This window comes from Nocardia implantans (assembly GCF_035544775.1).
Classification (GTDB): domain Bacteria; phylum Actinomycetota; class Actinomycetes; order Mycobacteriales; family Mycobacteriaceae; genus Nocardia; species Nocardia implantans.
In genome coordinates, this window is record NZ_JAYKYQ010000003.1 from 479,652 (window position 1) to 502,396 (window position 22,745).

Annotated in this window: 20 protein-coding genes; 8 read left to right on the plus strand and 12 right to left on the minus strand. The window is 68.9% G+C overall.

Annotated features, from left to right (window positions below; translation table 11 throughout):
- The first annotated feature begins 30 nt into the window (after positions 1–30).
- Positions 31–1,236, plus strand: a complete 1,206-nt coding sequence (locus tag U3653_RS10005) for a mechanosensitive ion channel family protein (protein ID WP_323124053.1) — start codon at positions 31–33, stop codon at positions 1,234–1,236.
- A 44-nt stretch (positions 1,237–1,280) separates the two neighbouring features.
- Here the strand turns inward: U3653_RS10005 and U3653_RS10010 are convergent, their stop codons facing one another.
- The 5 genes from U3653_RS10010 to U3653_RS10030 form a co-directional block, all read right to left on the minus strand.
- Positions 1,281–1,781 (minus strand): metallophosphoesterase family protein, encoded by a 501-nt coding sequence (locus U3653_RS10010; protein ID WP_195079323.1) that lies wholly within the window; start codon positions 1,779–1,781, stop codon positions 1,281–1,283.
- A gap of 370 nt (positions 1,782–2,151) precedes the next feature.
- Positions 2,152–2,523: an SCO6045 C-terminal-like domain-containing protein gene (locus U3653_RS10015; protein WP_323124052.1), complete on the minus strand. Its 372-nt coding sequence runs from the start codon at positions 2,521–2,523 to the stop codon at positions 2,152–2,154.
- On the minus strand, positions 2,520–3,395 hold the full coding sequence (locus tag U3653_RS10020; RefSeq protein ID WP_323124051.1) for an MbnB/TglH/ChrH family RiPP precursor modification enzyme: 876 nt from the start codon (positions 3,393–3,395) through the stop codon (positions 2,520–2,522). Before U3653_RS10020 ends, U3653_RS10015 begins: the two co-directional genes overlap by 4 nt.
- Positions 3,388–4,293: a TIGR04222 domain-containing membrane protein gene (locus tag U3653_RS10025; protein ID WP_323124050.1), complete on the minus strand. Its 906-nt coding sequence runs from the start codon at positions 4,291–4,293 to the stop codon at positions 3,388–3,390. Before U3653_RS10025 ends, U3653_RS10020 begins: the two co-directional genes overlap by 8 nt.
- A 111-nt stretch (positions 4,294–4,404) precedes the next feature.
- Entirely contained in the window at positions 4,405–5,631 is a 1,227-nt protein-coding gene (locus U3653_RS10030; protein ID WP_195079325.1) for a PucR family transcriptional regulator, read from the minus strand.
- A 170-nt stretch (positions 5,632–5,801) separates the two neighbouring features.
- On the opposite strand from U3653_RS10030, the gene U3653_RS10035 reads away from it, so the two are divergent.
- The 5 genes from U3653_RS10035 to U3653_RS10055 all read left to right on the plus strand — a co-directional run bounded on the left by U3653_RS10035 (position 5,802) and on the right by U3653_RS10055 (position 11,761).
- Positions 5,802–7,268 carry a class I adenylate-forming enzyme family protein gene (locus U3653_RS10035; protein WP_195079326.1) on the plus strand — a complete coding sequence of 489 codons (1,467 nt, stop codon included), beginning with the start codon at positions 5,802–5,804 and terminating at the stop codon, positions 7,266–7,268.
- 98 nt (positions 7,269–7,366) lie between these two features.
- Positions 7,367–9,187, plus strand: coding sequence for a DUF3556 domain-containing protein (locus tag U3653_RS10040; RefSeq protein ID WP_195079327.1), 1,821 nt, complete (start codon positions 7,367–7,369; stop codon positions 9,185–9,187).
- Positions 9,188–9,215: 28 nt separating this feature from the next.
- Entirely contained in the window at positions 9,216–10,634 is a 1,419-nt protein-coding gene (locus U3653_RS10045) for a phytoene desaturase family protein (RefSeq protein WP_195079328.1), read from the plus strand.
- Between the two features lie 228 nt (positions 10,635–10,862).
- Positions 10,863–11,093: a hypothetical protein gene (locus tag U3653_RS10050; RefSeq protein ID WP_195079329.1), complete on the plus strand. Its 231-nt coding sequence runs from the start codon at positions 10,863–10,865 to the stop codon at positions 11,091–11,093.
- A gap of 95 nt (positions 11,094–11,188) precedes the next feature.
- Complete coding sequence (locus U3653_RS10055) at positions 11,189–11,761, plus strand: GNAT family N-acetyltransferase (RefSeq protein ID WP_323124049.1); 573 nt, start codon at positions 11,189–11,191, stop codon at positions 11,759–11,761.
- A 16-nt stretch (positions 11,762–11,777) separates the two neighbouring features.
- Here U3653_RS10055 and fadD11 read toward each other — a convergent pair whose 3' ends face one another.
- The 6 genes from fadD11 to U3653_RS10085 form a co-directional block, all read right to left on the minus strand.
- Positions 11,778–13,604 carry a fatty acid--CoA ligase FadD11 gene (gene fadD11, locus U3653_RS10060; protein ID WP_323124048.1) on the minus strand — a complete coding sequence of 609 codons (1,827 nt, stop codon included), beginning with the start codon at positions 13,602–13,604 and terminating at the stop codon, positions 11,778–11,780.
- A 118-nt stretch (positions 13,605–13,722) separates the two neighbouring features.
- On the minus strand, positions 13,723–14,601 hold the full coding sequence (locus U3653_RS10065; protein WP_195079331.1) for a short-chain dehydrogenase/reductase: 879 nt from the start codon (positions 14,599–14,601) through the stop codon (positions 13,723–13,725).
- Entirely contained in the window at positions 14,598–16,064 is a 1,467-nt protein-coding gene (locus U3653_RS10070) for a flavin-containing monooxygenase (protein WP_323124047.1), read from the minus strand. Before U3653_RS10070 ends, U3653_RS10065 begins: the two co-directional genes overlap by 4 nt.
- A complete protein-coding gene (locus U3653_RS10075; RefSeq protein ID WP_195079332.1) occupies positions 16,061–17,563 on the minus strand; it encodes an aldehyde dehydrogenase family protein in 1,503 nt (500 codons plus the stop codon). The genes U3653_RS10070 and U3653_RS10075 overlap by 4 nt, the downstream gene beginning before the upstream one ends.
- 59 nt (positions 17,564–17,622) lie before the next feature.
- Positions 17,623–18,675 carry a PDR/VanB family oxidoreductase gene (locus U3653_RS10080; protein ID WP_195079333.1) on the minus strand — a complete coding sequence of 351 codons (1,053 nt, stop codon included), beginning with the start codon at positions 18,673–18,675 and terminating at the stop codon, positions 17,623–17,625.
- Positions 18,672–19,565, minus strand: a complete 894-nt coding sequence (locus U3653_RS10085) for a metal-dependent hydrolase (RefSeq protein ID WP_195079334.1) — start codon at positions 19,563–19,565, stop codon at positions 18,672–18,674. Before U3653_RS10085 ends, U3653_RS10080 begins: the two co-directional genes overlap by 4 nt.
- 96 nt (positions 19,566–19,661) lie before the next feature.
- Here U3653_RS10085 and U3653_RS10090 point away from each other — a divergent pair, with 96 nt between their 5' ends.
- Positions 19,662–20,294 carry a TetR/AcrR family transcriptional regulator gene (locus U3653_RS10090; protein ID WP_195079335.1) on the plus strand — a complete coding sequence of 211 codons (633 nt, stop codon included), beginning with the start codon at positions 19,662–19,664 and terminating at the stop codon, positions 20,292–20,294.
- Positions 20,295–20,766: 472 nt separating this feature from the next.
- Complete coding sequence (locus U3653_RS10095) at positions 20,767–22,299, plus strand: flavin-containing monooxygenase (RefSeq protein WP_323124046.1); 1,533 nt, start codon at positions 20,767–20,769, stop codon at positions 22,297–22,299.
- Between the two features lie 28 nt (positions 22,300–22,327).
- Here U3653_RS10095 and U3653_RS10100 read toward each other — a convergent pair whose 3' ends face one another.
- Entirely contained in the window at positions 22,328–22,711 is a 384-nt protein-coding gene (locus tag U3653_RS10100) for a VOC family protein (protein WP_195079336.1), read from the minus strand.
- Between the last annotated feature and the right edge of the window lie 34 nt (positions 22,712–22,745).

Consider the following 22,745-nt stretch of genomic DNA (forward strand, 5'->3'; position numbering starts at 1 on the left):
AGGCCCGCTCGGCGGAGCGGGAGTGAAGCATTGCACTCACCTGCCTGGGACCCGGGCAGCGTCGAATGCTCCGGATTCGTGGCGCTGCGTCGCAGGCGCGGCGAGAACCGTTGTCTCGCGGCACGGTGGGTGGACGAGGAGAAGGAGTTCGACCCGTTGGAGGAAATACTACGGCCGCTCATCGTGCTTCTCGGCACGGTGGCCATCACCGTGACGGCCGGTCTGCTGATCGATCGCTTACTGCGCTACACCGCCCGCAGACGTCCAGGCAACCAGCTCCCCACCTTGCTGCGGCGGGTGCAAATGCCCGTGCAGGTGTTGCTCGGCGCGTTGGCGTTGCACGCCACCTACCCGTTGGCGCACCTCGACCTGCGTCAGGACGCGATGATCCGGACCGGTCTGGCGACCGCGGCGATCATGGCCGCGGCATGGTGTGTCATCCGCGCCGCCGACGCGGTCGCGGAGAACACGCTGCGCTCGTATGCGCGGCGCACCCAGGACGTCACGCGGGTGCGGCAATTGCGCACCCAGCTCGGCTTGGTGCGCCGGATCGTCACCTCGGTCCTGGTGGTGACCACCGCCGCCGTCGTGATCCTGCTGCTGGTGCCGAGTCTGCGGACCCTGGGCACCTCGCTGCTGGCCTCGGCGGGGGTGATCGGCATCATCGCCGGTGTCGCCGCGCAGTCGACACTGAGCAACCTGATCGCCGGATTGCAGATCGCGTTCGGTGACTCGGTGAAGATCGGCGACACCGTCGTGGTCGAGGGGGAGTGGGGCATCGTGGAGGAGATCACTCTCGCCTTCCTCACCGTGCGGATCTGGGACGACCGACGGCTGACCATGCCGGTCTCCTACTTCAACAACAAGCCGTACGAGAACTGGTCGCGCGGCGGTTCGCAGATCACCGGGACGGTCTTCCTGTACCTGGACCACAGCACGCCGGTGCCGCTGCTGCGTGAGCACCTGGAGGAATATCTGCGCACCCGCTCGGATTGGGACGGTCGCGCCTGGGGCCTGCAGGTCACCGACAGCACGCCGACGAATATCGTGGTGCGCGCGACGATGTCGGCGGCCGACGCCGACGACGCGTGGAACCTGCGGTGCGCGGTTCGCGAGGAAATGCTCGCCTGGCTGGGCCGCAACCACCCCTACGCCCTGCCGAAGATCTCCACCGCGATCACCGATTCCCCCATCGGCGACCGGCACCTGGCGCTGGTGGGCGACCGGAGCGACTGAGGCTCACCGCGAGCGAACGCTGAAGGCGCGCGTGCACCGAAAGATCAGTGTTTCGGAACGGTGTGCAGTACGACCTGGCTCAGCTGCCCGGCCTGTATTCGCGCGGTGAGATAGGTGTGCTCCGGTTGCCTGCGGCGGTCGGTCGGCGAGCCGGGATTGAGCAGGCGCAAGCCGCTGTCCGCGACGCTGTCCCACGGAATGTGGCTGTGGCCGAAAATCAGGACATCGGTGTCCGGGAAATCCCGGGCGCAGCGTTCCTCGCGGCCCTTCGCGGGTCCGGTTTCGTGTACCACCGCCAGCCGGAGGCCGTCGAGTTCGGCGCGGGCGACCTCGGGCAGTCGCGCTCGCAGTTCCGGACCGTCGTTGTTGCCGAACACGCCGATGAGACGCGCGCTGCGCGCTTGCAGGCGGTCCAGCAAGGCGACCTCGACCCAGTCGCCCGCGTGCACGATCACGTCGGCGGTGTCGACCTCGCGCCACAGTGCCTCCGGCAGATCCCGCGCACGCTTGGGCACGTGCGTGTCGGAGATGATGAGCAACCGCATGGTGACCGGTCTACCACGGGTGCGGTGGGGGATTATCTCGGTCGAACCGCAGACCGCGTGGTAAATCGGCCGTGTGATATCTCTCACAGGATCTCGGCGACCCCGTGGAGATTGGACCTCCGGTCGTGGGTATGCCCGGCCGTGACGGTGACGCAGTGGGGCGCACCGGTGCGACAGTTTCCATCGTGTTGTCCGGGAGGGCTTGTGTCTTCGATGCTTTCGTTTCTCATGCTCATGCTGATGCTGCCGGGGATGGCGACCGTCGCTGCGTATGTGACGGTGGCGGTCAGTGTGTGGCTCGAAGAGCGTCGCGACGCCGGCGACTCCGCGGTCCCGGTCGAGGCCCGCCACCCGTAGGACCGGCCCGGACTCAGGGGGCGCCGCCCGATGCGTGATGCCGGGGAAACCAGCGCCTCCCCGCCCGGCGAGGTGTGGCCGGCCATTCGATACCGGTGGCGGACGCGAAGGCGGCGGCGTCGGCGGACGTGGTGGTCTTCGGGTGATGCCGGGCCCACGCCGTGAAGCGGGCGGTGAAGTCACCGTGACAGGCGTGCACCAGCAGCGGGAAACGCCGTGCCACCTCGCCGGCCCGCTTGCGCAGCAGGGCCTCGGCCGCCGCGCCGACGGCCTCGGCATCGAATCCGGGAGGTACGGCGGCTCCCGCGACCAGTGCGCGCACCAGCGCTGCTTGCCGCTGGGCCAGCGTCGCGCCGTCGGCAGGCCGCCCTGGCACAGCGCTCATGTCGGCACCGCCCTGGCGCCCGCGGTGATCGGCGGGCGGGCGGCGGCCGCCGCGATGGCGTCCAGTTCGTCGAGCAGTTCGGCCGCGGGCGGATAGTTGCCGTCGCGCTCCAGCATCATCGGCGCCGGACGATGCGCGCGGAATTCCGCGACGAGCGCGAGAACTTCGCCGGGAACCGGATCGGTGTGCGTGTCGTGGTAACGACCGCCGGATTCGTGACCGCCCGCGACGTGGCAGTACGCCACGTGTTCGGTGGGCAGGCGCAGCAGCTCGGCGAGCGGGTCGCGACCGCGGTTGCGGGCGTTCGCGTAGACGTTGGCGACATCGAGCAGCAGCCGGACACCGGTGCGCTCGACGAGTTCGGACAGGAATTCCGCTTCGGAGTATTCGTCTTCAGGCCAGTCGAACAGCGTGGCGATGTTCTCCACCGCGAGCGGGACGTCGAGCGCCGCCGTGGTCCGCGCGATATTGCGGGTGAGCGCGTCGAGCGCTTCCCGGGTGCGCGGTACCGGCAGCAGGTGGCCCGCCTCCAGACCGCCCGCGCGCACGAAAGCGATGTGCTCGCTCACCAGCGGCGCCGCCACCGCCGCCGCGCAGGCTGCCAAGTGCTCGATCCGCCGGCCCTCGACCGGATCCGCGCCCCCCAGCGACAGCGAGATGCCGTGCGGCACCACGGCGACGCCGCGCGCCCGCAGGGCGGCCAGTTCCTCGGGGACGGCGACCCGCCCGCCACGGTGCGGATCGCGGATCAGCGATTCGGCGATGACCTCGCAGAATTCCAGTCCGTCCAAGGCGGCGATCACCCCGCAGATCTCGGGTCGCCACCCGATGCCGAGCGCGTCCGGCGGCAGCGGGCCGGATCGCTCAGCCACCGCAACCGCCGCAGCCCCCGCCGCACCCGCTGCCGCATCCGCCTCCGTCACCGCTGTCGCCGCCCCCGTCGCCGCCGCCCGATGTACTCGGCGGCGCGACCGCCTGGGCCAGTCCAGGGTCGAGCGCGACGAGCGCACCGATACCGAAAACGGCTGCCGCGACCGCCGCGCTCTCGGCGCCGTAGGTCGCATAGGAAGGCGAATTGCTCGGCCGCAAATGCCGATTGCGCTCGGATACGGCGTCGCGGGCACGAACGCCGAGCGCGGTGAGCCGGGGTTTGCGCACCACCAACCAGTAGCCGAACGCCTGCGCGATCACCAGCACCACCAGCACACCGACCGGGTTGCCGTGCGAGGCGCCCGCGATGATCCGCACCACGCCGAGCGCGCCGGTGACCAGGAGCGGCATGCCCGCGTCACGCAGACCGTGGCGCATCTCGGGCCCCGGGAAGTACCCGAGGTCGACCATTCTGGTGCGCAACGTGTCGAGCGATCCGCCGACGATGGTGCCGACGGTTTTGCCCTGCCCCGCCGCCAGCCGGTCGTACACCGACACGGTGAACGGATCCAGCGCCCCACGCTCCTGCGCGGTGAGGGGGCGAACCGGCGCGGCGGCCGAGTCGATCGCGTCGACGCCGCGCAACCGCGCCATCGCCGCGAGCACGGCGTTCTGGTCGCCGTACAGCATCCCCAGCTCGGGCGAGGTCAGCTCCGCGCCCGGCGCGGCGGCCGCGTCGATGTCCGGATCCGCGCCCGTCACCCGTGAGCGCAGCCAGATGCCCGCGATCACGGCCACCAGCACGACCGGTACATAGACCGCGAGGAACTGCGGCCCGGAGACACCCCAGGTATCACCGGCCGCGACAAGCCCGTCCGAGCCCACCCCGATCACCTTCATCTCCCACCTCGGAATCGGTCCAACCTGCCCTCAGTATCGGGCCGCGAAGCCGTACACGCCATGACGAATCGCCGTGAGGCGCACAGCGAGCGGTCGTGACGCGCCGTCCGGTCACTGCACGCGGCCGAGACCGAGTTGCTCGGCGACCATCAGCGCGACTTCGGTCTCCAGCCGGTTCACCGTCAACGGGTGGCCCAACACCTCTTCCGCCCTGCGGATCCGGTAGTGCACGGTGTTCTTGTGGACGTGCATGCGCGCCGCGGCGTCGGTGAGGCTGCCGCGGGCCTCCAGATAGGTCTGCACCGTCTCGCGCAGACGAGCGGTGGTCTCGTCCTCGCGCATGAGATCGCCGAGCACCCGACGCACCCATGCTTCGGTGTCGGGCAGATGGTCGACGAGCAAACTCGCCAGCGCGACGCGGGCGTGCACGGTGAGCGGGCGGGCGGGTTCGGCGAGCAGCGCGAGGCTGCGAGCGCGCTGGGCATCGCGGAAGGTCTGCCGGAAGCCGGCCAGCCCGGGGCCAGGATCGCCGACGGCGACGCTGATTCCGGGGCGGCGGCGCAGATCTCGCTCGAGCCGGTCGGCATCCAATGCCGGTTCGCCGGCCGACGATATCCACGCCCAGCAGTTCTGCTCGTCGACCAGCACCGTCAGCGGATGCTTGCCGGTCGCGGCGGCGAGCATCGAGGTGCCTGCCCGCAGCAGTTCGATCGAGGACGCGCCCGGTTCACGCACCCAGACGACGGCGGCCATATGCCACCCACGCAGTGAGGCCGACAGCATCTCCTCCGCCGAGGCCACGTCGAGGTCGTCGGTGTCGAGCACCGCGCGGATCTGCGCCGCTCGCGTGGTGTCCGAACGCGCGTCCCAGCGACGGCGTTCGCTTTCGTAGATATCGATGAGGCCTTCGATGACCTGGTCGATGTAGCTGTTGACCAGCACGGCGACCCTGCTGGTGGTCGCCAGGGCGAGATCGGCGGGTGTCCCGGCCTGCCGGAGCACGGCGATGGTCTGCTGCATGAACATGTGCTCGCCGAGGCGGTACGCGCGCAGCAGGGCCTCCAGGGACATTCCGTGCTGGGCGAACCGGCGAGCGTACTCGGCGGCCGCGGGCGGCACCGTGATGTCGTCGCGCGAGATGCTCAGCATGAGCATGTCCAGGATCGCGGTGAGGTTGGACGCGGTGCTGGCGATCATCAATCGCCGCACTTCGTCGTCGTGGCGGAATTCCGGAATCACCTCGGCGAACATCGCGGTCATGCCGGAGGTCAGCCGGTCGAGATCGGCTTTGACGCGTCCGGCGACATCGCGGATGGTGCTGTCCACGTCGGCGCTCATGCCGGGACCGTACCGGAATCGGTACGGCGGTTCCGGCGCATTCCGCGTTCTCTTGTGCCGCCGGTACAAAGCCCGGCGAAAACTCTGGGATGCGGGCCCGTAGCCCGGTTGCCGCGCCGAACCTAACTTGGACTGTAATCCCCGTCACCACGGAGTAGGTGAGGATATAAGTGCAGCACATCGTAGAAATTCCCGAAGTCAGGGCGACCTGGAATCCGTCCGGACCCTGTATCGCGGACGACCGCGAGCACATCGACAATCAGACTTTCGCGAAACGGGTACGAACGGCCGCCGCCGTCCTGTCCGCGCATGGCGTTCGCGAAGGCGACGTCGTCGCCCTCGTATTGTCGAATCGGCTCGAATTCGTCGTCGTCCTTTTCGCGGCGTGGCGGCTCGGCGCCGCGGTCACTCCCGTGAAGCCGGATTCGACCATCGAGGAGGTGCGCTATCAGGTCGGGGACTGCCGGGCGAAGGTGGTCGTGACCGAAGGCGGGCACACAGCGGCGACGCTGGATGTGGCCGAGGTCGCCGGGCTCGGCCCCGAGCTCGCCGGACCAGAGCCGGCGTCGGTGGATTCCGCCGCCGCGGCGCTGATCATCTACACCAGCGGCACCACCGGGCAGCCGAAGGGTGTGGTGCTCGATCACGCCAACATCGCCGCGATGTGCGAGATGCTTGTCGAGGCACTGGCATTGCGCGACACCGACCACAGCCTGTTGATCCTGCCCCTGTTCCACGTCAACGGGATCGTGGTCAGCGTCCTGTCGCCGCTGCTCGCCGGCGGCCGGGCCACCATCGCGGGCCGATTCTCCGCCTCGGCCTTCTTCGGCATCGTGGAACGTGTTCGCCCGACGTACTTCTCGGGCGTCCCCGCGATCTACGCGATGCTCGTCGCGCAGCCGGACGGATCGACGCCGGACACTTCGTCGTTACGCCGCGCGATCTGCGGGGCCGCGCCCATGCCCGCGGAACTGATCGCGCGGTTCGAAAAGCGTTTCGGCGTTCCGATCGTGGAAGGCTACGGATTGTCCGAAGGAACGTGCGCGTCGACGCTGAATCCGCCGGAGGGACCGCGGAAGCCGGGCACGGTCGGGCTCCCGCTGCCGGGGCAGACCGTCGCGATCATGGACGCCGACGGCCGAATCGTGCCTGCGGGGAGGAGCGGGGAAGTGGTCGTCCGGGGCGCGAACGTGATGCGCGGCTATCTCGGCCGGCCCGAGGCGACCGCGAACACGGTTGTCGACGGCTGGTTGCACACCGGTGACGTCGGCTATTTCGACGCGGACGGATATCTGGTCCTGGTCGACCGGATCAAGGACATGATCATCCGAGGGGGCGAGAACATCTACCCCAAAGAAATCGAGAACGTCTTGCACGCCCACCCTGCCGTTTTGGAGGCCGCGGTGGTGGGCGCTCCCGATCCGGTCCTCGGGGAGGTCCCGGTCGCCCATGTGGTGACGATGCCCGGCGCGCGGGTCGACGCGGCGGATCTCGCCGAGCACTGCCGGAAATCACTCGCCCGCCCCAAGGTTCCGGTGTCGATCGAACTCGCCGAAGCGCTGCCGCGCAATCCGGTCGGCAAAATCGACAAACGCAAGCTCCGCGCGTCGGTCGCGGAAGCGGTCACCACGGCATAGCAGAAATCCGCTCGGCGGTGAGCGGAACTCCATGATCCGAACCGATTTCGGCCGGGTCCTCGCATGCTCTATTCATCGGATGAGAAAGGTCCCGAACAATGGGATTCAAAACAGCGGATTTCCCGCCCGTCGATGTGACGACATTCCTCGACCAACCGTTGCGGGAGCGGATGAGAACGCTTGCCCTGCATTGGGTCGAATACGGTTTCGGCTCGCCGAGGATGATCCACACGATTTATCTGCTCAAGGTGCTGCTGGTCTCGGTGCTGGGCGGCGTCGCCGTGGCGACCTGGAGTTCCGGCGTCGGCCCGTTCTGGGATGTCGCGGCGTGGTGGAACGAGCCGATCGTCTACCAGAAGCTGGTGCTGTGGACGGTCTTGATCGAGGCGCTCGGCATCGCCGGGTCGTGGGGGCCGCTCGCGGGCAAGTTCCGGCCGATGACCGGCGGAATCCTGTTCTATGCCCGGCCCGGCACGATTCGCCTGCGGCCGTGGCGGCGGGTGCCGTTCACCGGCGGCGACACCCGCACGGTCGGTGACGTGCTGCTGTATCTGGCGTTCTTGGGAACGTTGCTGGCGGCGATCGCGCTGCCCGGCGTGCCCAGTGCGTCGCTCAGCGCGGCGCTGCCGGACAACACCTCCGGCTTGGTGAATCCGGCGCTGCTCGTCGCTCCGATCGTGCTGTACGTGCTGTGCGGTCTGCGGGACAAGACGATCTTCTTGACCGCGCGCGGCGAGCAGTACCTGCCCGCATTGGTGTTCTTCGCGACGTTGCCGTTCGTGGACATGATCGTCGCCGCCAAGTTGCTGATCTGCGCGGTGTGGATCGGAGCTGGTGTGTCGAAGTTCGGGCGGCACTTCAGCAACGTGGTTCCGCCGATGATGTCCAACAGTCCTGGCGTGCCCGCGAAGTGGATCAAGCGACTGCACTACCGTGACTTCCCCCGCGACATCCGGCCGTCGAAGGTCGCCTCGTTCCTGGCCCATGTCGGAGGCACGACCGTCGAGATCATCACCCCACTGGTGCTGTTGTTCTCCACCAACCACTGGCTGACGCTGGCCGGAGTGGTGCTGATGGTGGTCTTCCACGCGTTCATCACCTCGACCTTCCCGCTGGCGGTGCCGTTGGAGTGGAACGTCCTGTTCGCCTACCTGGCGGTGTTCCTGTTCCTGGGCTTCCCGAACGGGAGCGGCTATGGCCTGGGTGATATCTCCTCACCGTGGCTGGCCGTGGCAATTGTCGCGGCGCTGGCGTTCTTCCCGATCCTCGGAAACCTGCGCCCGGATCTGGTGTCGTTCCTGCCGTCGATGCGCCAGTACGCCGGCAACTGGGCCTCGGCCCTGTGGGCCTTCGCGCCCGGTGCGGAGGAGAAGCTCAACACCATCGAACACCGGCCGACGACGAACCAGATCGACCAGTTGAAGGCCATGGGGTATCCGCCCGCGGTCGCGGAGATCACCATGCAGCAGACGATCGCGTGGCGCTCGATGCACAGCCAAGGGCGCGGCCTGTTCTCCCTGCTCTACACCCACATTCCGGACATCGATCGCTGGACCGTGCGAGAGGGCGAATTCGGCTGCAATTCGCTGATCGGCTTCAACTTCGGCGATGGTCACCTGCACAATCTCGATCTGATCGAGGCCGTGCAGTCCCGCGTGGGATTCGCTCCGGGAGAATGGATCGTCGTGTGGGTGGAATCGCAGCCGATCCATCGCGGGGTCCAGGAGTATCAGGTCATCGACGCGGCGCTCGGCGTCGTCGAGCGCGGCACCTGGCGGGTGCGTGACGCGGTCGAGGCGCAGCCGTGGTTGCCCGACGGGCCGATTCCGCACGAGGTGACCTGGCGGCGCGCGGGCTACACCGTGCCGATGCCGCCGCGCGAATCGAGCCGGGTGCTCGTGCCGCAGACGGTCGGCTGAGCTAGGGATATCAGGGACGGAGAGCGATATGAGCACAGCGGTCGTGGTCGGCGGCGGTCCCAACGGCTTGGCGGCGGCCATCGTCCTGGCCCGAGCCGGGTTGGACGTCACCGTGCTGGAGGCCGCCGACGAGATCGGAGGCGGCGCCCGCAGCGGCGAGGCCATCGTGCCCGGTCTGCTGCACGACCACTGCTCGGCCATCCACCCGATGGCGGTCGGCTCTCCGTTCCTGCGCGGTCTCGACCTGGAGCGCTACGGATTGTCCTGGGCATGGCCGGAGGTCGACTGCGCTCATCCGCTCGACGACGGCACGGCGGGCGTGCTGCTGCGCTCGGTCGCGGAGACGGCGGCCGGGCTCGGCGGCGACGGCCGGGTGTGGCGGCTGCTGTTCGAGCGGACGGCCGCGGGTTACGAGCGGATGAGCGGTGACATCATGCGGCCGCTGCTGCGCGTGCCACGCCATCCGGTTTCCCTCGCCCGCTTCGGGGTTCCTGCCCTCGTCCCGGCCGCTCTGCTGGCAGGACTGTTCCGGACGGAGCAGGCCAGGGGGCTTTTCGGCGGCGTCGCGGCTCATGCCTTTCATCCACTGCATCGACCGCTCAGCGCGAGTATCGGTCTGGGCATCCTCACCGCCGGCCACACCTACGGTTGGGCGGTCGCCGCCGGTGGATCGCGGCGCATCACCGAAGCCATGGCGGCGGCCCTCGGTGACCTGGGCGGCAAGATCGAAACGGGTGTTCGCGTGCGGTCGCTGTCCGATCTGCCGACGGCGGCTGTGACGATGTGGGACTTGGCGCCCACCGCGGTCGCGGAAGTCGTGGGTGAGCGCCTGCCTCCGCGAATCAGGAGGGCGTACGACCGTTTCCGTTACGGCCCCGGCGCGTACAAGGTCGACTTCGCCGTGCACGACGGCGTGCCGTGGACGGCGCGGGCGGCCCGCCGGGCGGGGACGGTGCATCTGGGCGGCACGTTCGCCGAGGTCGCCGCGACCGAACGGGACATCCACCGCGGCCGTATGCCCGAACGCCCCTTCGTGCTGGTCGGTCAGCAGTATCTCGCCGATCCGCAACGGTCGGTCGGCGACATTCATCCGATCTGGGCATACGCTCACGTCCCGCACGGATATCGCGGCGACGCGACGGCGGCGATCACCGCCCAGATCGAACGCTTCGCTCCGGGATTCCGTGACCGGATAGTCGGGACAAGCGTGCGCAGCGCGGCGGAATTCGCCGAATACAACCCCAACTACGTCGGCGGCAACATCATGACCGGCGCGAAAGACATCCCACAGCTGCTGTTCGGCCCCCGCGTGACCCTGCAGCCCTACGACGTCGGCGTACCGGGCCACTATCTCTGCTCCGCCGCGACGCCCCCTGGTCCTGGGGCGCACGGTATGTGCGGGGCGAACGCCGCGCAGCGGGCGCTACGGCGGGCGGGTGTCGGATAGCCGGGAAAGTCGGGTAACGCGTCCCGGGCATCTGAACGCCGGCTCGCCGGGGCACCGGCCGTCCGGTTCAGGCCCGCCCGAGAGTTGCACACGAGATGGGGAAGCGTGCTGGTCGACCGGTTTCCCGTAGGTTCGCCAGGGCAATCGGTCAGCATGGATGCTGAAAACACGAGCGGAGCGGCACACGCGGCGGATACGACGTCGAGCGGCGCGCAGGGTTCCGGTCGAGTGACGCAAGACGACTTGCGTCGATTGCTGGCCACCGACGAACCGGACGCGCGCTTGGTGCTGGAAGAGGGGCACGTCAAAGTCGAACCCGGCTCCCGATCCGAGCCGCGGGGGATGCTGATCCTGTCCCGAGCCGACCTCGCCGACCGGCTCGGAGCCGATCCGGACGCCGCTGCGCTGGCCGCAGCCGCCGCCGAGCTGGACGCCGAGGTCCGCCTCCGAGGCGCCTGATCACCAGCGCCGAACTGCGCCGATGCGGAGGTGAACCAACACAGGCGCCGGAATATCCGTTGCCCGGCCGGACGCAGGGCGACCACCATAGCGGTATGGACATGCAGTCGTGCTCCGCACTCGCGCCGGGCGTCGGGCCACCCCAGCGAATCGAGGTGGACGAGCTGCTGTTGCGGCGGTGGCTTCAAGAGGATGTGCGGCCGCGGCTCGAGGCGATCAACGCGTCGTTCGACCTCATCCACCCCTGGATGGATTGGCTTCCCGAACCCGCGACGCTGGACAGTCAGCGCGCTTTCGGCCGGGAGACCGACGAGAGCTGGCCCAGCGCCGCCGGAGCGTTCAACTACGGCATCTTCGATGCCGCGGGCAGCGTGCTCGGCGCCATCGGCCTGCACGATCGGCTCGGTCCGGGTGCGGTGGAGATCGGCTACTGGTGTCACGCCGCCCACACCGGCCGCGGCGTGATCACTCGCAGCGCAGCGATCTTGACCCGTATCGCCTTGGCGCTGCCGGGCGTCGATCGGGTCGAGATCCACTGTGACGAGGCGAATGTCCGCAGCGCCGCGGTGGCCCGGCGGCTCGGCTATCGCCTGGACCGGATCGAGCCACGCGAGAAGCGCGCGCCCGCGGAGTCCGGTCGCGGCATGTACTGGATCAAGGAGCGCTGATCGGCCACCGGTCCGCTCAGGTGGTGGTCACCGTGACGGCCTGTGCGCCGGGTTCGTGGATATCCGGGCCGGGGGCGGGGTCGTAGAGTCCGGCGATCTCGGCGGCGTATTTCTCGGCGATCACCCGGCGCTTGAGTTTCATCGTGAGGGTGACTTCGTCGCCGCCCGCCTCCCAGAAAGCCGGCAAGAGGCGGAATCGCTTGACCTGCTCCACGCGGGACAATTTCGCGTTGCCCGCGGCGATGCCCGCCGCGATCTGCTCGATGACACCGGCGTCGGCCGACAACGCCGCCGCCGAGGAATCCGGCAGGTTGTGGCGCGCGGCGTACGGTCCGGCGGTTTCGGCGTCGAGGACGACCAGCGCGGTGTTGTAAGGGCGGCCGTCGCCGATCACGGCGATGGCTCCGATCAGCGGTGTCGCCGCCTTGATCGCATTCTCGATGTTGGTGGGGGACATGTTCTTTCCGGCGGAGTTGATGATCAGCTCCTTCTTGCGATCCACGACCCTGAGGTACCCCTCGTCGTCGATGGTGATCACGTCTCCGGTGCGCAGCCAGCCATCGGGGTCGACGGCCTCGGCGGTCTTGCCGCGGTCGCCGCGATAGCCTTTCATCACCAGCGGACCGCGAACGTGCAGCTCGCCGTCGTCGGCGATCCTGGCCCCCATGCCGGGCAGCAGTTTGCCCACGGTGCCGAGCCTGGCCTCGTCCGGGTGGCTGACGCTGCAGATGCAGGTGAGTTCGGACATGCCCCAGATCTCGGCGATCGGGATGCCGAGCCCGGCGAAGAAGCCGAGCGTTTCGGCCGGGATGGGCGCCGCGCCGGACATCGCCCAGCGCACGCGATCCAGACCGAGTTTCGCGCGCAGCCCCGACAGGACGAGCTGGTCGGCGCGCGCCCACTCGGCGGCGGCGGAGGCGGGGACCGGCTCGCCGTTCAATTGATGGGCGCTGCGCTGGGCGGCGACCGTCAACGCCCACCGCAGAGCTGCCTTGCGCTGCTCGTCGGGTTCGTTGGCGACCGCGAATTCGATTGCCGCTTTCAGTTTCTCCCACACCCGTGGCACGGCGCCCCAGATCGTGGGGTGCAGGTCGGCCAAGGCCGAGCCGATCCGGGTCGGGTCGGCGACACAGGTCACCTGCGTGCCGAAGACCTCCTGGAAGTACAGCGCGGTCAGTCGGTCGGCGATGTGCGCGGTGGGCATGTAGGAGGTGATGGTGTCGCCGAAGCGGATGCCCAGCACCTGTTCGACCGCATAGCACTCGAACATGAGGTTCGCGTGCGTCGTCTCCACCCCTTTGGGATCGCCGGTGGTGCCCGAGGTGTAGATCAGCGTGGCGACGTCGTCGGGCCGGACCGCCCGCCAGGCGGCGTCGAAGTCGAACTCCGCCGCGCCCGCGGCGAGCACGTCGGCGACCGACAAGGTGCCCTCCGGAGCGTCGTCGACGCAGACGATGTGGTCGAGTTCGACGCCGCTCGCGCGGACCCGCTCGACATATCGCGGCTCGCAGATCAGCACGCGAACCCCGGCGTTGCGCAGTACGTACGCGATCTGCTCCGGTGACGCGGTGTTGTACACCGAGAAGCTGGTGGCGCCGAGGTGCTGGGCCCCGATCTCGAGTGGATAGAACTCGATGCGGTTGGACATCATCAGAGCCACCGTGTCGCCACGCCGCACGCCCAGTCCCGCCAGGCCGGCGGCGATCAGCCGGACCCGCTTGGCATACTCGCGCCAGGTCAGGGTGGCGGCGTCACCGGGGGTGCGCAGGGCGACCGCGTCCGGGGCGACAGTCGCGTTGTGCTGGAAGGCGGCGGGGAGGGTGTCGAAGCGTGGAGTGCTCACGGGAGGAATTCCTTCGGGTCGCAGGACGCATGCCGCCGCCGGACCGCGCCGAGTGCGGTGGCGCGACCGCGAGCCGTCGTGACCGGCGTACGCATGCGGGATGACACGGGATCGGATGTCACGACGGCTTCGTGCGCGCTTCGACCCGGCGCAACAGGTCGTGCACGCGGCGGTCGCGCGCCAGCGCGCTGTCGAGCACGACATTGACCGCCCCGCGCAGCAGCGCGTAGGGCTCCCATCCGGCCGGTGCGATGGTGCGCGCCGCGCGCCGCTCGATCCCCTCGGCGATGGTCTCGGCCGCTTCCGCCGCCGAGATGCGCACGTTCAACGGCCACGGCAGCAGATCGTCCAGCTCACGGCCGAGTTCGTCGTTGTCGAGGGTGTCGTGGGTCATGCGGGTGTCGACGATGCCGAAATAGGCGATGCCCGCCGAGGCGCCGAAGGGCGCCAGTTCCACGCGCAGCGCCCGTCCCAGCTGTTCGACCGCCGCTTTGCTGATCATGTACGGCGCGCCCGCCATGCCGGGCGCGAACGCCGCGCACGACGACACCACGACGACATGTCCTTCGGCGGCGACGACGTGATCCAGCGCGGGGCGCAGGGTGTTGAACACACCGGTGAGGTTGATGTCCATCACCCGGTCGAAGTCGCGCCCGTCCAGCGTGCGCACCGTCGCCGGGCGCGGCACCACGCCCGCGTTGGCCACCACCACGTCCAAGCGGCCGAAATGGTCGGCGGCCCGGTCGGCGACCGCCCGCATCGCCGCGCGGTCGGCGACGTCGGCGGCGATCGCGAGGGTCCGGTCGCCCAGCGCCGCGGCCGCCGCGTCGGCGGCATCCTGATCGAGATCGACCAAGACGATCGAGGCCTGCTTGCGGTGCAGCTGGGCCGCCAGTTCCCGGCCGATGCCGCGGCCCGCGCCGGTGATCAGCACGACCTTGCCCGCGACCGAATACTGGCGCCGCCCCCGGCCGATGCGGAGCAAATCGCCGATCATCCGGCCACCTCGTAGGCTCCGGTGTCGAACCGGCTGGTGCGCTGCCGGTATTCGAAGCTCCAGTTCGGGTAGAGACCGGCGTTGAGCCCGTCCGGCGTCTGGTAATAGCTCTGGCATCCGCCGGTGAGCCATACCGTCGAGGAACTCCGGCGAGCCATCTCCGCGACGAAATCGGCCTGCGCCGCGGGTCGCACCTCGATCCGGCGGATGCCATGGGAGCGTGCGTTGCGCAGAGCGTCGACGATGTAGGCGATCTGGGATTCGATCATGTAGATCGCCGACTGGTTACCGGCGGCGCCGAAGGGACCGAGCGTGCAGAAGAAGTTGGGGAACCCGGCCACCGCGACACCGAGATAGCTCTGCGGTCGCTCCCGGTAGAGCTGCGCCAGGGTGCGTCCGTCGCGCCCGGCGTAGCGCTCGTAGGCGGTCGGGATCGAGGTGAACCCGGTGCCGAAGATGATGGTGTCCACCGGGTGCTCGCTGCCGTCGCGCAGCACGATCGAATGCGGCCGGACCTCGGCGATGGGCTGGGTGAGCACGTCGACGTTCGGCTGGTCGAGCGCGGGCAGGTAGGTGTCGGAGAAGATGGCTCGCTTGCAGCCGATGACGTAATCGGGGGTGAGCTTCTTGCGCAGTTCGCGGTCGCGGACCTGACGCAGCAATTGCAGCCGGCCCAGCGCTTCGTACGGGTGGCGGAAGCGCTGATCGACCAGCGAGATGAGCCCGAAGGTCTCGATCGCCGCGTAGAAACCGCCGCGGATGGCGCGTTGCGCCAGGGGGATACGGCGCAGCAGCCGTCGCTCGAGTTCGAGAGTGCGGCGATCCATGCGCGGGACGATCCACGGCGCCGAGCGCTGGAACAGCAGCAGCCGGTCCACCTTGGGCTGGATCTCCGGCACGAACTGCACCGCCGACGCGCCCGTGCCGATCACCGCGACCCGCTCGCCGGTGAGATCGTGGTCGTGGTCCCAGTGCAGCGAATGGAACGACGTGCCCGCGAAGGAGTCGATGCCGGGTAGCTGGGGGTATTTCGCCTCGGCGAACAGGCCCGTGGCCGAGAGCAGGAAGTCCGCGGTGAGTGCGCCGCGCGAGGTCTCGATCCGCCACAACGAACGCTGCTCGTCCCATCGGGCGTCGAGCAGTTCGGCGCCGAACCGGATGTGCCGGACGACATCGTGCTCGATGGCCACCGAGCGGATGTAGTCGAGGATCTCGGGTTGCCTGCCGTAGGTGCGCGACCAGTCCGGATTGGGCGCGAAGGAGTAGCTGTAGAGATGCGATGGCACATCGCAGGCGCAACCGGGGTAGGTGTTGGCCCGCCAGGTGCCGCCGAGGTCGTCGGCGCGTTCGAGGATCACCAGATCGTCGAAGCCCGCCTCGCGCAGTTTGATCGCCAGGCCGATGCCGCCCAGCCCGGCGCCGACGATGGCTACGGGGGTGTGCTCGATCGAATCGGATGTCACTGGCGTTTCCTTCCGTGCACGACCCCGATGAGCAGGTCGACGATCGTGTCCACGCGGTGATCGCGCCGGAACGTGGTCAGCGGTAGCGGAGACGGGAAGCGCTGGCGCGTAACGGCTTTGGCATAGGTGAATTCTTTGAGCCCGTCCGGGCCGTGGACGCGGCCGAAGCCGGAGGCGCCGACACCGCCGAGCGGCAGCTCGGGGATGGTGGCGTGCGCGACGAACGCGTTGATCGAGACGCCGCCCGCGCGGATGCGGTCGGCGATGCGTCGCCCGTCGCGGCGGGCGAACACGGTGCCGCCCAACCCGTAAGCGCAACGGTTGACCAGTTCGACGGCCTCATCCATGTCCCTGACCTTGGTCACCGTCAGCGTGGGGCCGAAGGTCTCCTCGGTCACCGCGGCGGCGTCCTCCGGAACGTCCACGAGGATGGTCGGCTGGACGAACTGCCGGTCGATCGCGTCCGCACCGCCGAGCACGGCCCTGGCGCCGCGCGCGACGGCGTCCTCGATGTGGCGGCGAATGATCGCCACTTGCTTCGGCATGGTGATCGGGCCGATCTTCGCGTCCGCGCGACCGGCTTCGATCTGTCCCGCCGCCGCCAGCAGCTTGGCGAGGAACTCGTCGTAGACCTCGGCGTGGACGTAGACCCGTTCCACGGCCAGACAGGTCTGCCCCGCGTTGGACAACCCGCCCCACACCGCCGCGTCGGCGGCGGCGTCGAGATCGGCGTCGGCGTCCACGATGAGCGCGTCCTTGCCGCCGCACTCCATCAGCACCGGCGTGAGATGCTCCGCGCACGCGGCCAGCACGAGCTTTCCGGTCGCGGTGGACCCGGTGAACCCGATCTTGCCGACGCCACTGCGGCACAGCGCGTTCCCGGTCTCGCCGAGGCCGGTGACCACCTGCAGCACCGGCTCGGCGGGCGCGGTGCGAGCGAACGCTTCCGCGAGCCACAGTCCGACGCCGGGGGTGTACTCGCTGGGTTTGAACACCACCGCGTTACCGGCGGCCAGCGCGAAGGAGATGGAGCCGAGCGGAGTGAACACCGGGTAGTTCCACGGTCCGATGACGCCGACCACCCCGAGCGGAAGATATTCGACCGTGGCCGCGTGGTTGAGCGTCAGCAGGCTCGACGGCACGGAGCGACGGCCGAGCACCTTCTCGGCGTTGCGAGCGGCCCACCGCAAGTGTTCGAGGGCCATGGCGATCTCGAGTTTGGCGTCGGAGAACGGCTTGCCCATCTCCCGGTGGATGATCCGGGCCAGTTCGTCCCGGCCGAGCGCGATCTCGGCGCGCCAGGCGTCCAGATGCCGAGCGCGTCCGGCGAAGCCCAGATCGCGCCACCAGATCGCGGCCTCGTGGGCGGCGGCGACGGCGGTGTCCACGGCGTGGCGGTCGTAAACCGGGTAGGTGCCGACCACCTCGCCGGTGGCCGGATCGTGCACGTCGAAGGTCGACACGACGGGCGGTGCCGAGTTCTCGGTGGAGATGCTCATCGGGCCGTCTCCCTCGGTCGGCGACGGATAGACAACGTTGTCCCTTTCGTGTGACGGATTCAGAGATCGACCACGAGGTGATCGCCCGCGGCGCGGGAGACGCAGACCAGCATCTGGTTCTGGCGTTCGTCCGCGGTCAGCGCGCGGTCACGGTGATCGACGGCGCCGGAGACGACCGCGACTTTGCAGGTGCCGCAGAATCCCTGGCGGCAGGAGTAGGGGGTATCCGGCAAGGCGCGCTGAATGGCGCTGAGCGCTGTTTCGTCGGCCGCGACCCGGACCGTTGTCCCGGTGCGGGACAGTGTGAGATCGAATTCCGCGCCGTCGACGACCGGGAGGGCGGAGAACCGTTCGGTGTGCAGCGAGGCGGTCGGGTTGAGGTCGAACAGGCACCGCTGCGCCGCCTCCAGCATCGGCGGCGGCCCGCACACGTACACGGCCGCGCCGGGTTGGGCGCGGGCCAGCAGCGCGGCGACGTCCGGCGGGCCGAATTCGTCGTCGGGCCTGATGTCCGCGTCCGGCAGTTCGGTGAGAAACGGCATGGTCTCGCGGGACCGTCCGGCGTACACCAGGCGGCCACGCGCGCCGGCGGCCGCGACCATCGGGAGAATCGGGGTGATGCCGATACCACCGGCGAGGAACAGATACGACGGCGCGTCGACGAAGGTGAAGGCGTTGCGCGGCCCGCGAATCCGCAGCCGGTCGCCGACCCGCAGCGATTGATGGATCTCGCGCGATCCGCCGCCCCCTTCGGGAATGAGCCGCACCGCGATGCGATACCGGAACCGGTCGCTCGGGTCACCGCACAACGAGTACTGACGCTGGCGGCCCGAGGGTAAGAAGACGTCCACATGCGCGCCCGGCCGCCACGCGGGCAGCGGGCCGCCCCCGGCCGCGCGCAGCGTCAAGCTCACGACGTCGGCGGCTTCGCGTTCGATCCCGGTGATCGTGGTGTCCAGGTCGAAGCCGGTACGGCGCACCGTGTTCGGGCGCGACAGCAGGCCTGCGGTGCGTCCGGTGACGAACACCTTCCGATAGACGTCCATGACATCGCCGATCAGGCGCAATCCTGCGGGCGCCGGGCGCGCGGCCAGGGCAGGTGAGCCGCTCATCGGTGCGCCGCCCGCGCGGCCGGCGAGTGCGCGAGATAGCGCAGGGCCTTGTCCATCGGCCCGAGCTGGGACGGATGGAAGCCCGGCCGCAGGTACCGCGGCATCTCCGTGAAGAAGACCGTCCATTTCGGAATGACGCCACGCCGGGTCGCGCTCCAGAACTGAAGTCCCCAGAACCGGCCCTTCTCCGGCGACGGGTCCTTCCGGTACAGGTAGGCGGTCGAGACGATGAACAGCGGCAGCAACGTCGCGCTGGCGAGGATCGCCGTGCGGGCTTTGCGCGCGTAGCTGCCGTCGAGGTGCATGAAGGCGTCGTAGACGACGCTGCGGTGCTCCACCTCTTCGGCGCCGTGCCACCGGACCAGGTCCAGCATCGCCGGGTGCATGCCCTTCGCTTCGAGGATGTCGGCGTTGAGCAGCCATTCCCCCAGCACCGCTGTGTAGTGCTCCATGCCTGCGAACAGGCCGAGCCGCTCCTTGAGCCACTCCTCCTTGGCCCGGCCGGTCAAGCCGTGGTCGCCGAGGATGCGATCGACCAGCCAGGCGACTTTGCCGACGTAGGAGTCGACGTCCAGCCCGATCGATTGCAGGTGCCTGCGCGCGGCTTCATGACTGTTCGCGTGCATGGTCTCCTGCCCGATGAACCCCGTCACCTCCTCCCGCAACCGCTCGTCGTCGATGTACGGCAGCGCTTCGGCCAGCGCCTGCGCCATGGCTCGTTCCCCTTCGGGCAACACCAGGTGCATCACATTGACGATGTGGGTGGCCAAGGCCTCGCCCGGCACGTAGTGCATGGGCACGGAGTCGAAATCGAAGTGGACGTCGCGCGCATGGATGGCATGCGCTTCGTCGTGGTATCGGCGCTGCGTCGCGCCCGCCTGCTCAGCCATGCCACGACCGTACAGAACAACAAATCGCATTGCAATGTTGCAGCAACAACTCGGTGCGAATGTTGCAGGAGCGGTCGATTTTGCTAGCGTTGGCTCATGCCCACCGCCTCGAAGGCCGCTGCGAGCAGCGAGAATGCCGCCGGTACCCTCGTCACCCGGATCTTGGACGCGGCCCTGGTCCTCTTCGAGCAGGTCGGCGTCAAGAAGACGACGATCGAGGAGGTGGCCCGGAAGGCCGGCGTGGACCGGGTGACGGTCTATCGCCATGTCGGTGGCCGCGACGACTTGGTGCAGGCCGTGATCAGCCGGGAGGTTGCCGCGGTGCTCGCCGAGATCACCGAGATCGTCGAGCGCCACGAAGATGTCGGCGATCTCGTCGCCGACATCTTCGTCACCGTCATCACCCGCTGGCGCACGAATCAGCTCGTCGACCGCATGCTGGCGCTGGAACCGGCGCGCGTGGTCCTGAAGCTGACCGTCGACGGCGCGGGCCCGTTCGCGATGTCCGTCCACACCACCGCCACCGCGCTGGAGCGCGCCGTCGAGCGAGGAATCCTGCCGCCCGCGGCGGATCTGACCATCCGCGCGGAGATCGTGTGCCGGATCGTGCACTCGCTGATCCTCGCCCCGCACGGACTCGCCGAACTCCGGACCGACGAGCAACTCGACGCATTCGCGCGAACGTACCTGGTTCCGGTGGTGGCAGGGTCGCGGCGCAGCGCAACGTGAGTCGGTGGCAGCGGGTTGCCCCCGGCGCTGATTTCACAGCGCCGCAATAGGTTCCAGCTCGATCAGAAGAAGCCGTCGTCCACATGGCGATCCCGGATGTGCCGTTGATCAGCGCCACATCGGGCCGTCCTCGCGCCTGCGGCTTCCCGCTGCTCTCGGCTCGAAGCCGGCGGGGTGGCCTGCGATGCGGCCGGAAGCGATGTGGCGTCCACCCGCGAATAGCGGAAAGTGTGCTGGTGGACTGGTATGCGAGCGGTCCTCGCTGTGGTCCCCGTAGTGCCCGATCGGCCGCCAACGGATCGTCGAGTATCGTCCCGCTGATCGCGTCGTACCGTTGATCCCCTGTGCCCCCGCACTTCTGGGTCGTTCCCGTTCCACTCGCACGCATCCGCCGATCTTTCCATCCAGAAGGCTTCAGCCAACGAAGAGAGGAGGTAGCTGCACATTGACTGTGTGATGATAAGGAGGCGGGGTGGCGATCGCGCTCACCTGCGAGGTGGCTGTCGTCGGCGCTGGTTTCGGCGGCATCGGGATGGGAGTCGGGTTACGACGAGCGGGGATCACCGATTTCGTGATCTTCGATCGTGGCGGCGACGTCGGCGGGGTCTGGCGGGACAACACCTACCCGGGGTGCTCCTGTGATGTGCCGTCCCACCTGTACTCGTTCTCGTTCGCGCCCTATCGGAACAGGCGCATCCGATATCCGCGCCAGACGGAGATCCTGGCGTACCTGCGCCGGGTCGCCGCCGAGCACGGACTGACCCAGCATCTGCGGCTGGGTACCGCCATCGGCGAAGCCACCTATCTGGAAGCCGAGAACAAGTGGGAACTGACCACGTCCGACGGTGGTCGCGTCCGCGCCGAGGTGGTGATCTTCGCGGTGGGTCAGCTGCACCGCCCGAACATTCCCGAACTGGAGGGCCAAACGGATTTCGCCGGTCCGTCGTTCCATTCCGCGCGATGGGACCACCACCAGAACCTGCACGGGATGGACGTGGCCGTGATCGGCACCGGTTCGAGCGCGGCGCAGATGCTGCCGACGCTGGCCGCGACCGCCCGCCACGTCCGCGTCTTCCAGCGCACGCCGCATTGGGTACTGCCGAAACCGCCCGCCCGGTTCGGGCCGCTCGCTCGAACGGTCCTGCGGCTGCCCGGTGCTCACCGTCTCTACCGCCGGGCGCTGTACTACGGGGCCGATGTCGTCTTGGCGCCGATCATGCACCGGGGTTGGTCGGCGCGGCCCGCCGAATGGGCTGCCCGGCGGTACCTCCACAGCCGAGTCGCCGACCCTGGCCTGCGGGCGAAACTCACCCCCGACTACCCGATCGGCGGCAAGCGCATCATCTTCGACAGTCACTACTATTCGGCCTTGACGCGCGCGAACGTGGAGTTGATCACCGACCCGATCACCCGGATCACCCGCGACGGACTGCGCACCGCCGACGGCGCGCACCATCGGGCGGATGTGATCGTCTACGCCACCGGTTTCCGCGCCCCGGAGTTTCTCGTCCCCGTCACTGTGCGCGGCCGCGGCGGAGTGCTCCTGCACGACCAATGGCGCTCCGGCGCGACCGCCCTACTGGGGGTGGCGGTTCCGGGTTTTCCGAATGCCTTCTTGATCGCCGGGCCGAACAGTTTCAACCCGGCGGGCAGCAACCCGGGGATGAAGGAGCGCCAGATCGAGTACATCATCCGTTGCCTGCGCTGGCGCGAGCGGATCGGCGCGGCCGCGATCGAGGTCACGCAAGCGGCGATGCGCGCGCATCAGCAGTGGCTCGACCAAGCGATCGCCGGGACGGTATGGCCCGCCATGAAACCCGGCTGCTGGTACAAGCACGACAGCGGGCGCGTCACCAACCCGTGGCCCGCCTCGGCGCGTGCCTTCGAACGCGCATTGCGGCGACCGCCGTCCGAATCGTTCCGTGCGGTCGTCCCCGATTCTGTGCTGCCGGACCCGCAGGATGCGACCGCGTCGGAGCCGGCCGCGGGCATGCACTCCGAATGAGCTCGCTCCGCCGAGCCGTAATTCCGCGCTATTCCGGTGCTCCCGCTCGGTCTACCGGAATCGGACCAGGGCTGGTCGGTTCGTAGAGGGCGATGTGCCAGGCGCAGCCGGGCGTCGGCCGCAGCACGGCGCGGCGTTCGTGCGGGCCGACGACCGGCTGCCCTGCTGCGAAACCCCTGGCGCGCAGCCGGTTCAGGGCGGCATCCAGGTCGTCCACCTTGATCGCGAGGAACGGGTCGTCGTCCTCGCGGTCGGTGCCCGCCAGCATCACGCGGACACCGTTGCTGTCGAACTGGGCCCAGCGGTCGCCGTCGACGACGGTGGGTTCGACGGCGAGGACGGCCGTCAGCAGCGCCACGGTGGCGGGCAGGTCGTCGGTGGGGTAGGCGGGGCCGATCCGTTGGATCGTCATCAGTGGTTCCTCACAGTGCGTGGTGCGGGCTCGC

Bases quoted from the DNA above. Each gene is read 5' to 3' on its own strand.
- U3653_RS10010 (WP_195079323.1), bottom strand. From the start codon at position 1,781: ATGCGGTTGCTCATCATCTCCGACACGCACGTGCCCAAGCGTGCGCGG.
- U3653_RS10015 (WP_323124052.1), bottom strand. From the start codon at position 2,523: ATGAGCGCTGTGCCAGGGCGGCCTGCCGACGGCGCGACGCTGGCCCAG.
- U3653_RS10025 (WP_323124050.1), bottom strand. From the start codon at position 4,293: ATGAAGGTGATCGGGGTGGGCTCGGACGGGCTTGTCGCGGCCGGTGAT.
- U3653_RS10030 (WP_195079325.1), bottom strand. From the start codon at position 5,631: ATGAGCGCCGACGTGGACAGCACCATCCGCGATGTCGCCGGACGCGTC.
- U3653_RS10040 (WP_195079327.1), top strand. From the start codon at position 7,367: ATGGGATTCAAAACAGCGGATTTCCCGCCCGTCGATGTGACGACATTC.
- U3653_RS10045 (WP_195079328.1), top strand. From the start codon at position 9,216: ATGAGCACAGCGGTCGTGGTCGGCGGCGGTCCCAACGGCTTGGCGGCG.
- U3653_RS10055 (WP_323124049.1), top strand. From the start codon at position 11,189: ATGGACATGCAGTCGTGCTCCGCACTCGCGCCGGGCGTCGGGCCACCC.
- U3653_RS10065 (WP_195079331.1), bottom strand. From the start codon at position 14,601: ATGATCGGCGATTTGCTCCGCATCGGCCGGGGGCGGCGCCAGTATTCG.
- U3653_RS10075 (WP_195079332.1), bottom strand. From the start codon at position 17,563: ATGAGCATCTCCACCGAGAACTCGGCACCGCCCGTCGTGTCGACCTTC.
- U3653_RS10080 (WP_195079333.1), bottom strand. From the start codon at position 18,675: ATGAGCGGCTCACCTGCCCTGGCCGCGCGCCCGGCGCCCGCAGGATTG.
- U3653_RS10085 (WP_195079334.1), bottom strand. From the start codon at position 19,565: ATGGCTGAGCAGGCGGGCGCGACGCAGCGCCGATACCACGACGAAGCG.
- U3653_RS10090 (WP_195079335.1), top strand. From the start codon at position 19,662: ATGCCCACCGCCTCGAAGGCCGCTGCGAGCAGCGAGAATGCCGCCGGT.
- U3653_RS10100 (WP_195079336.1), bottom strand. From the start codon at position 22,711: ATGACGATCCAACGGATCGGCCCCGCCTACCCCACCGACGACCTGCCC.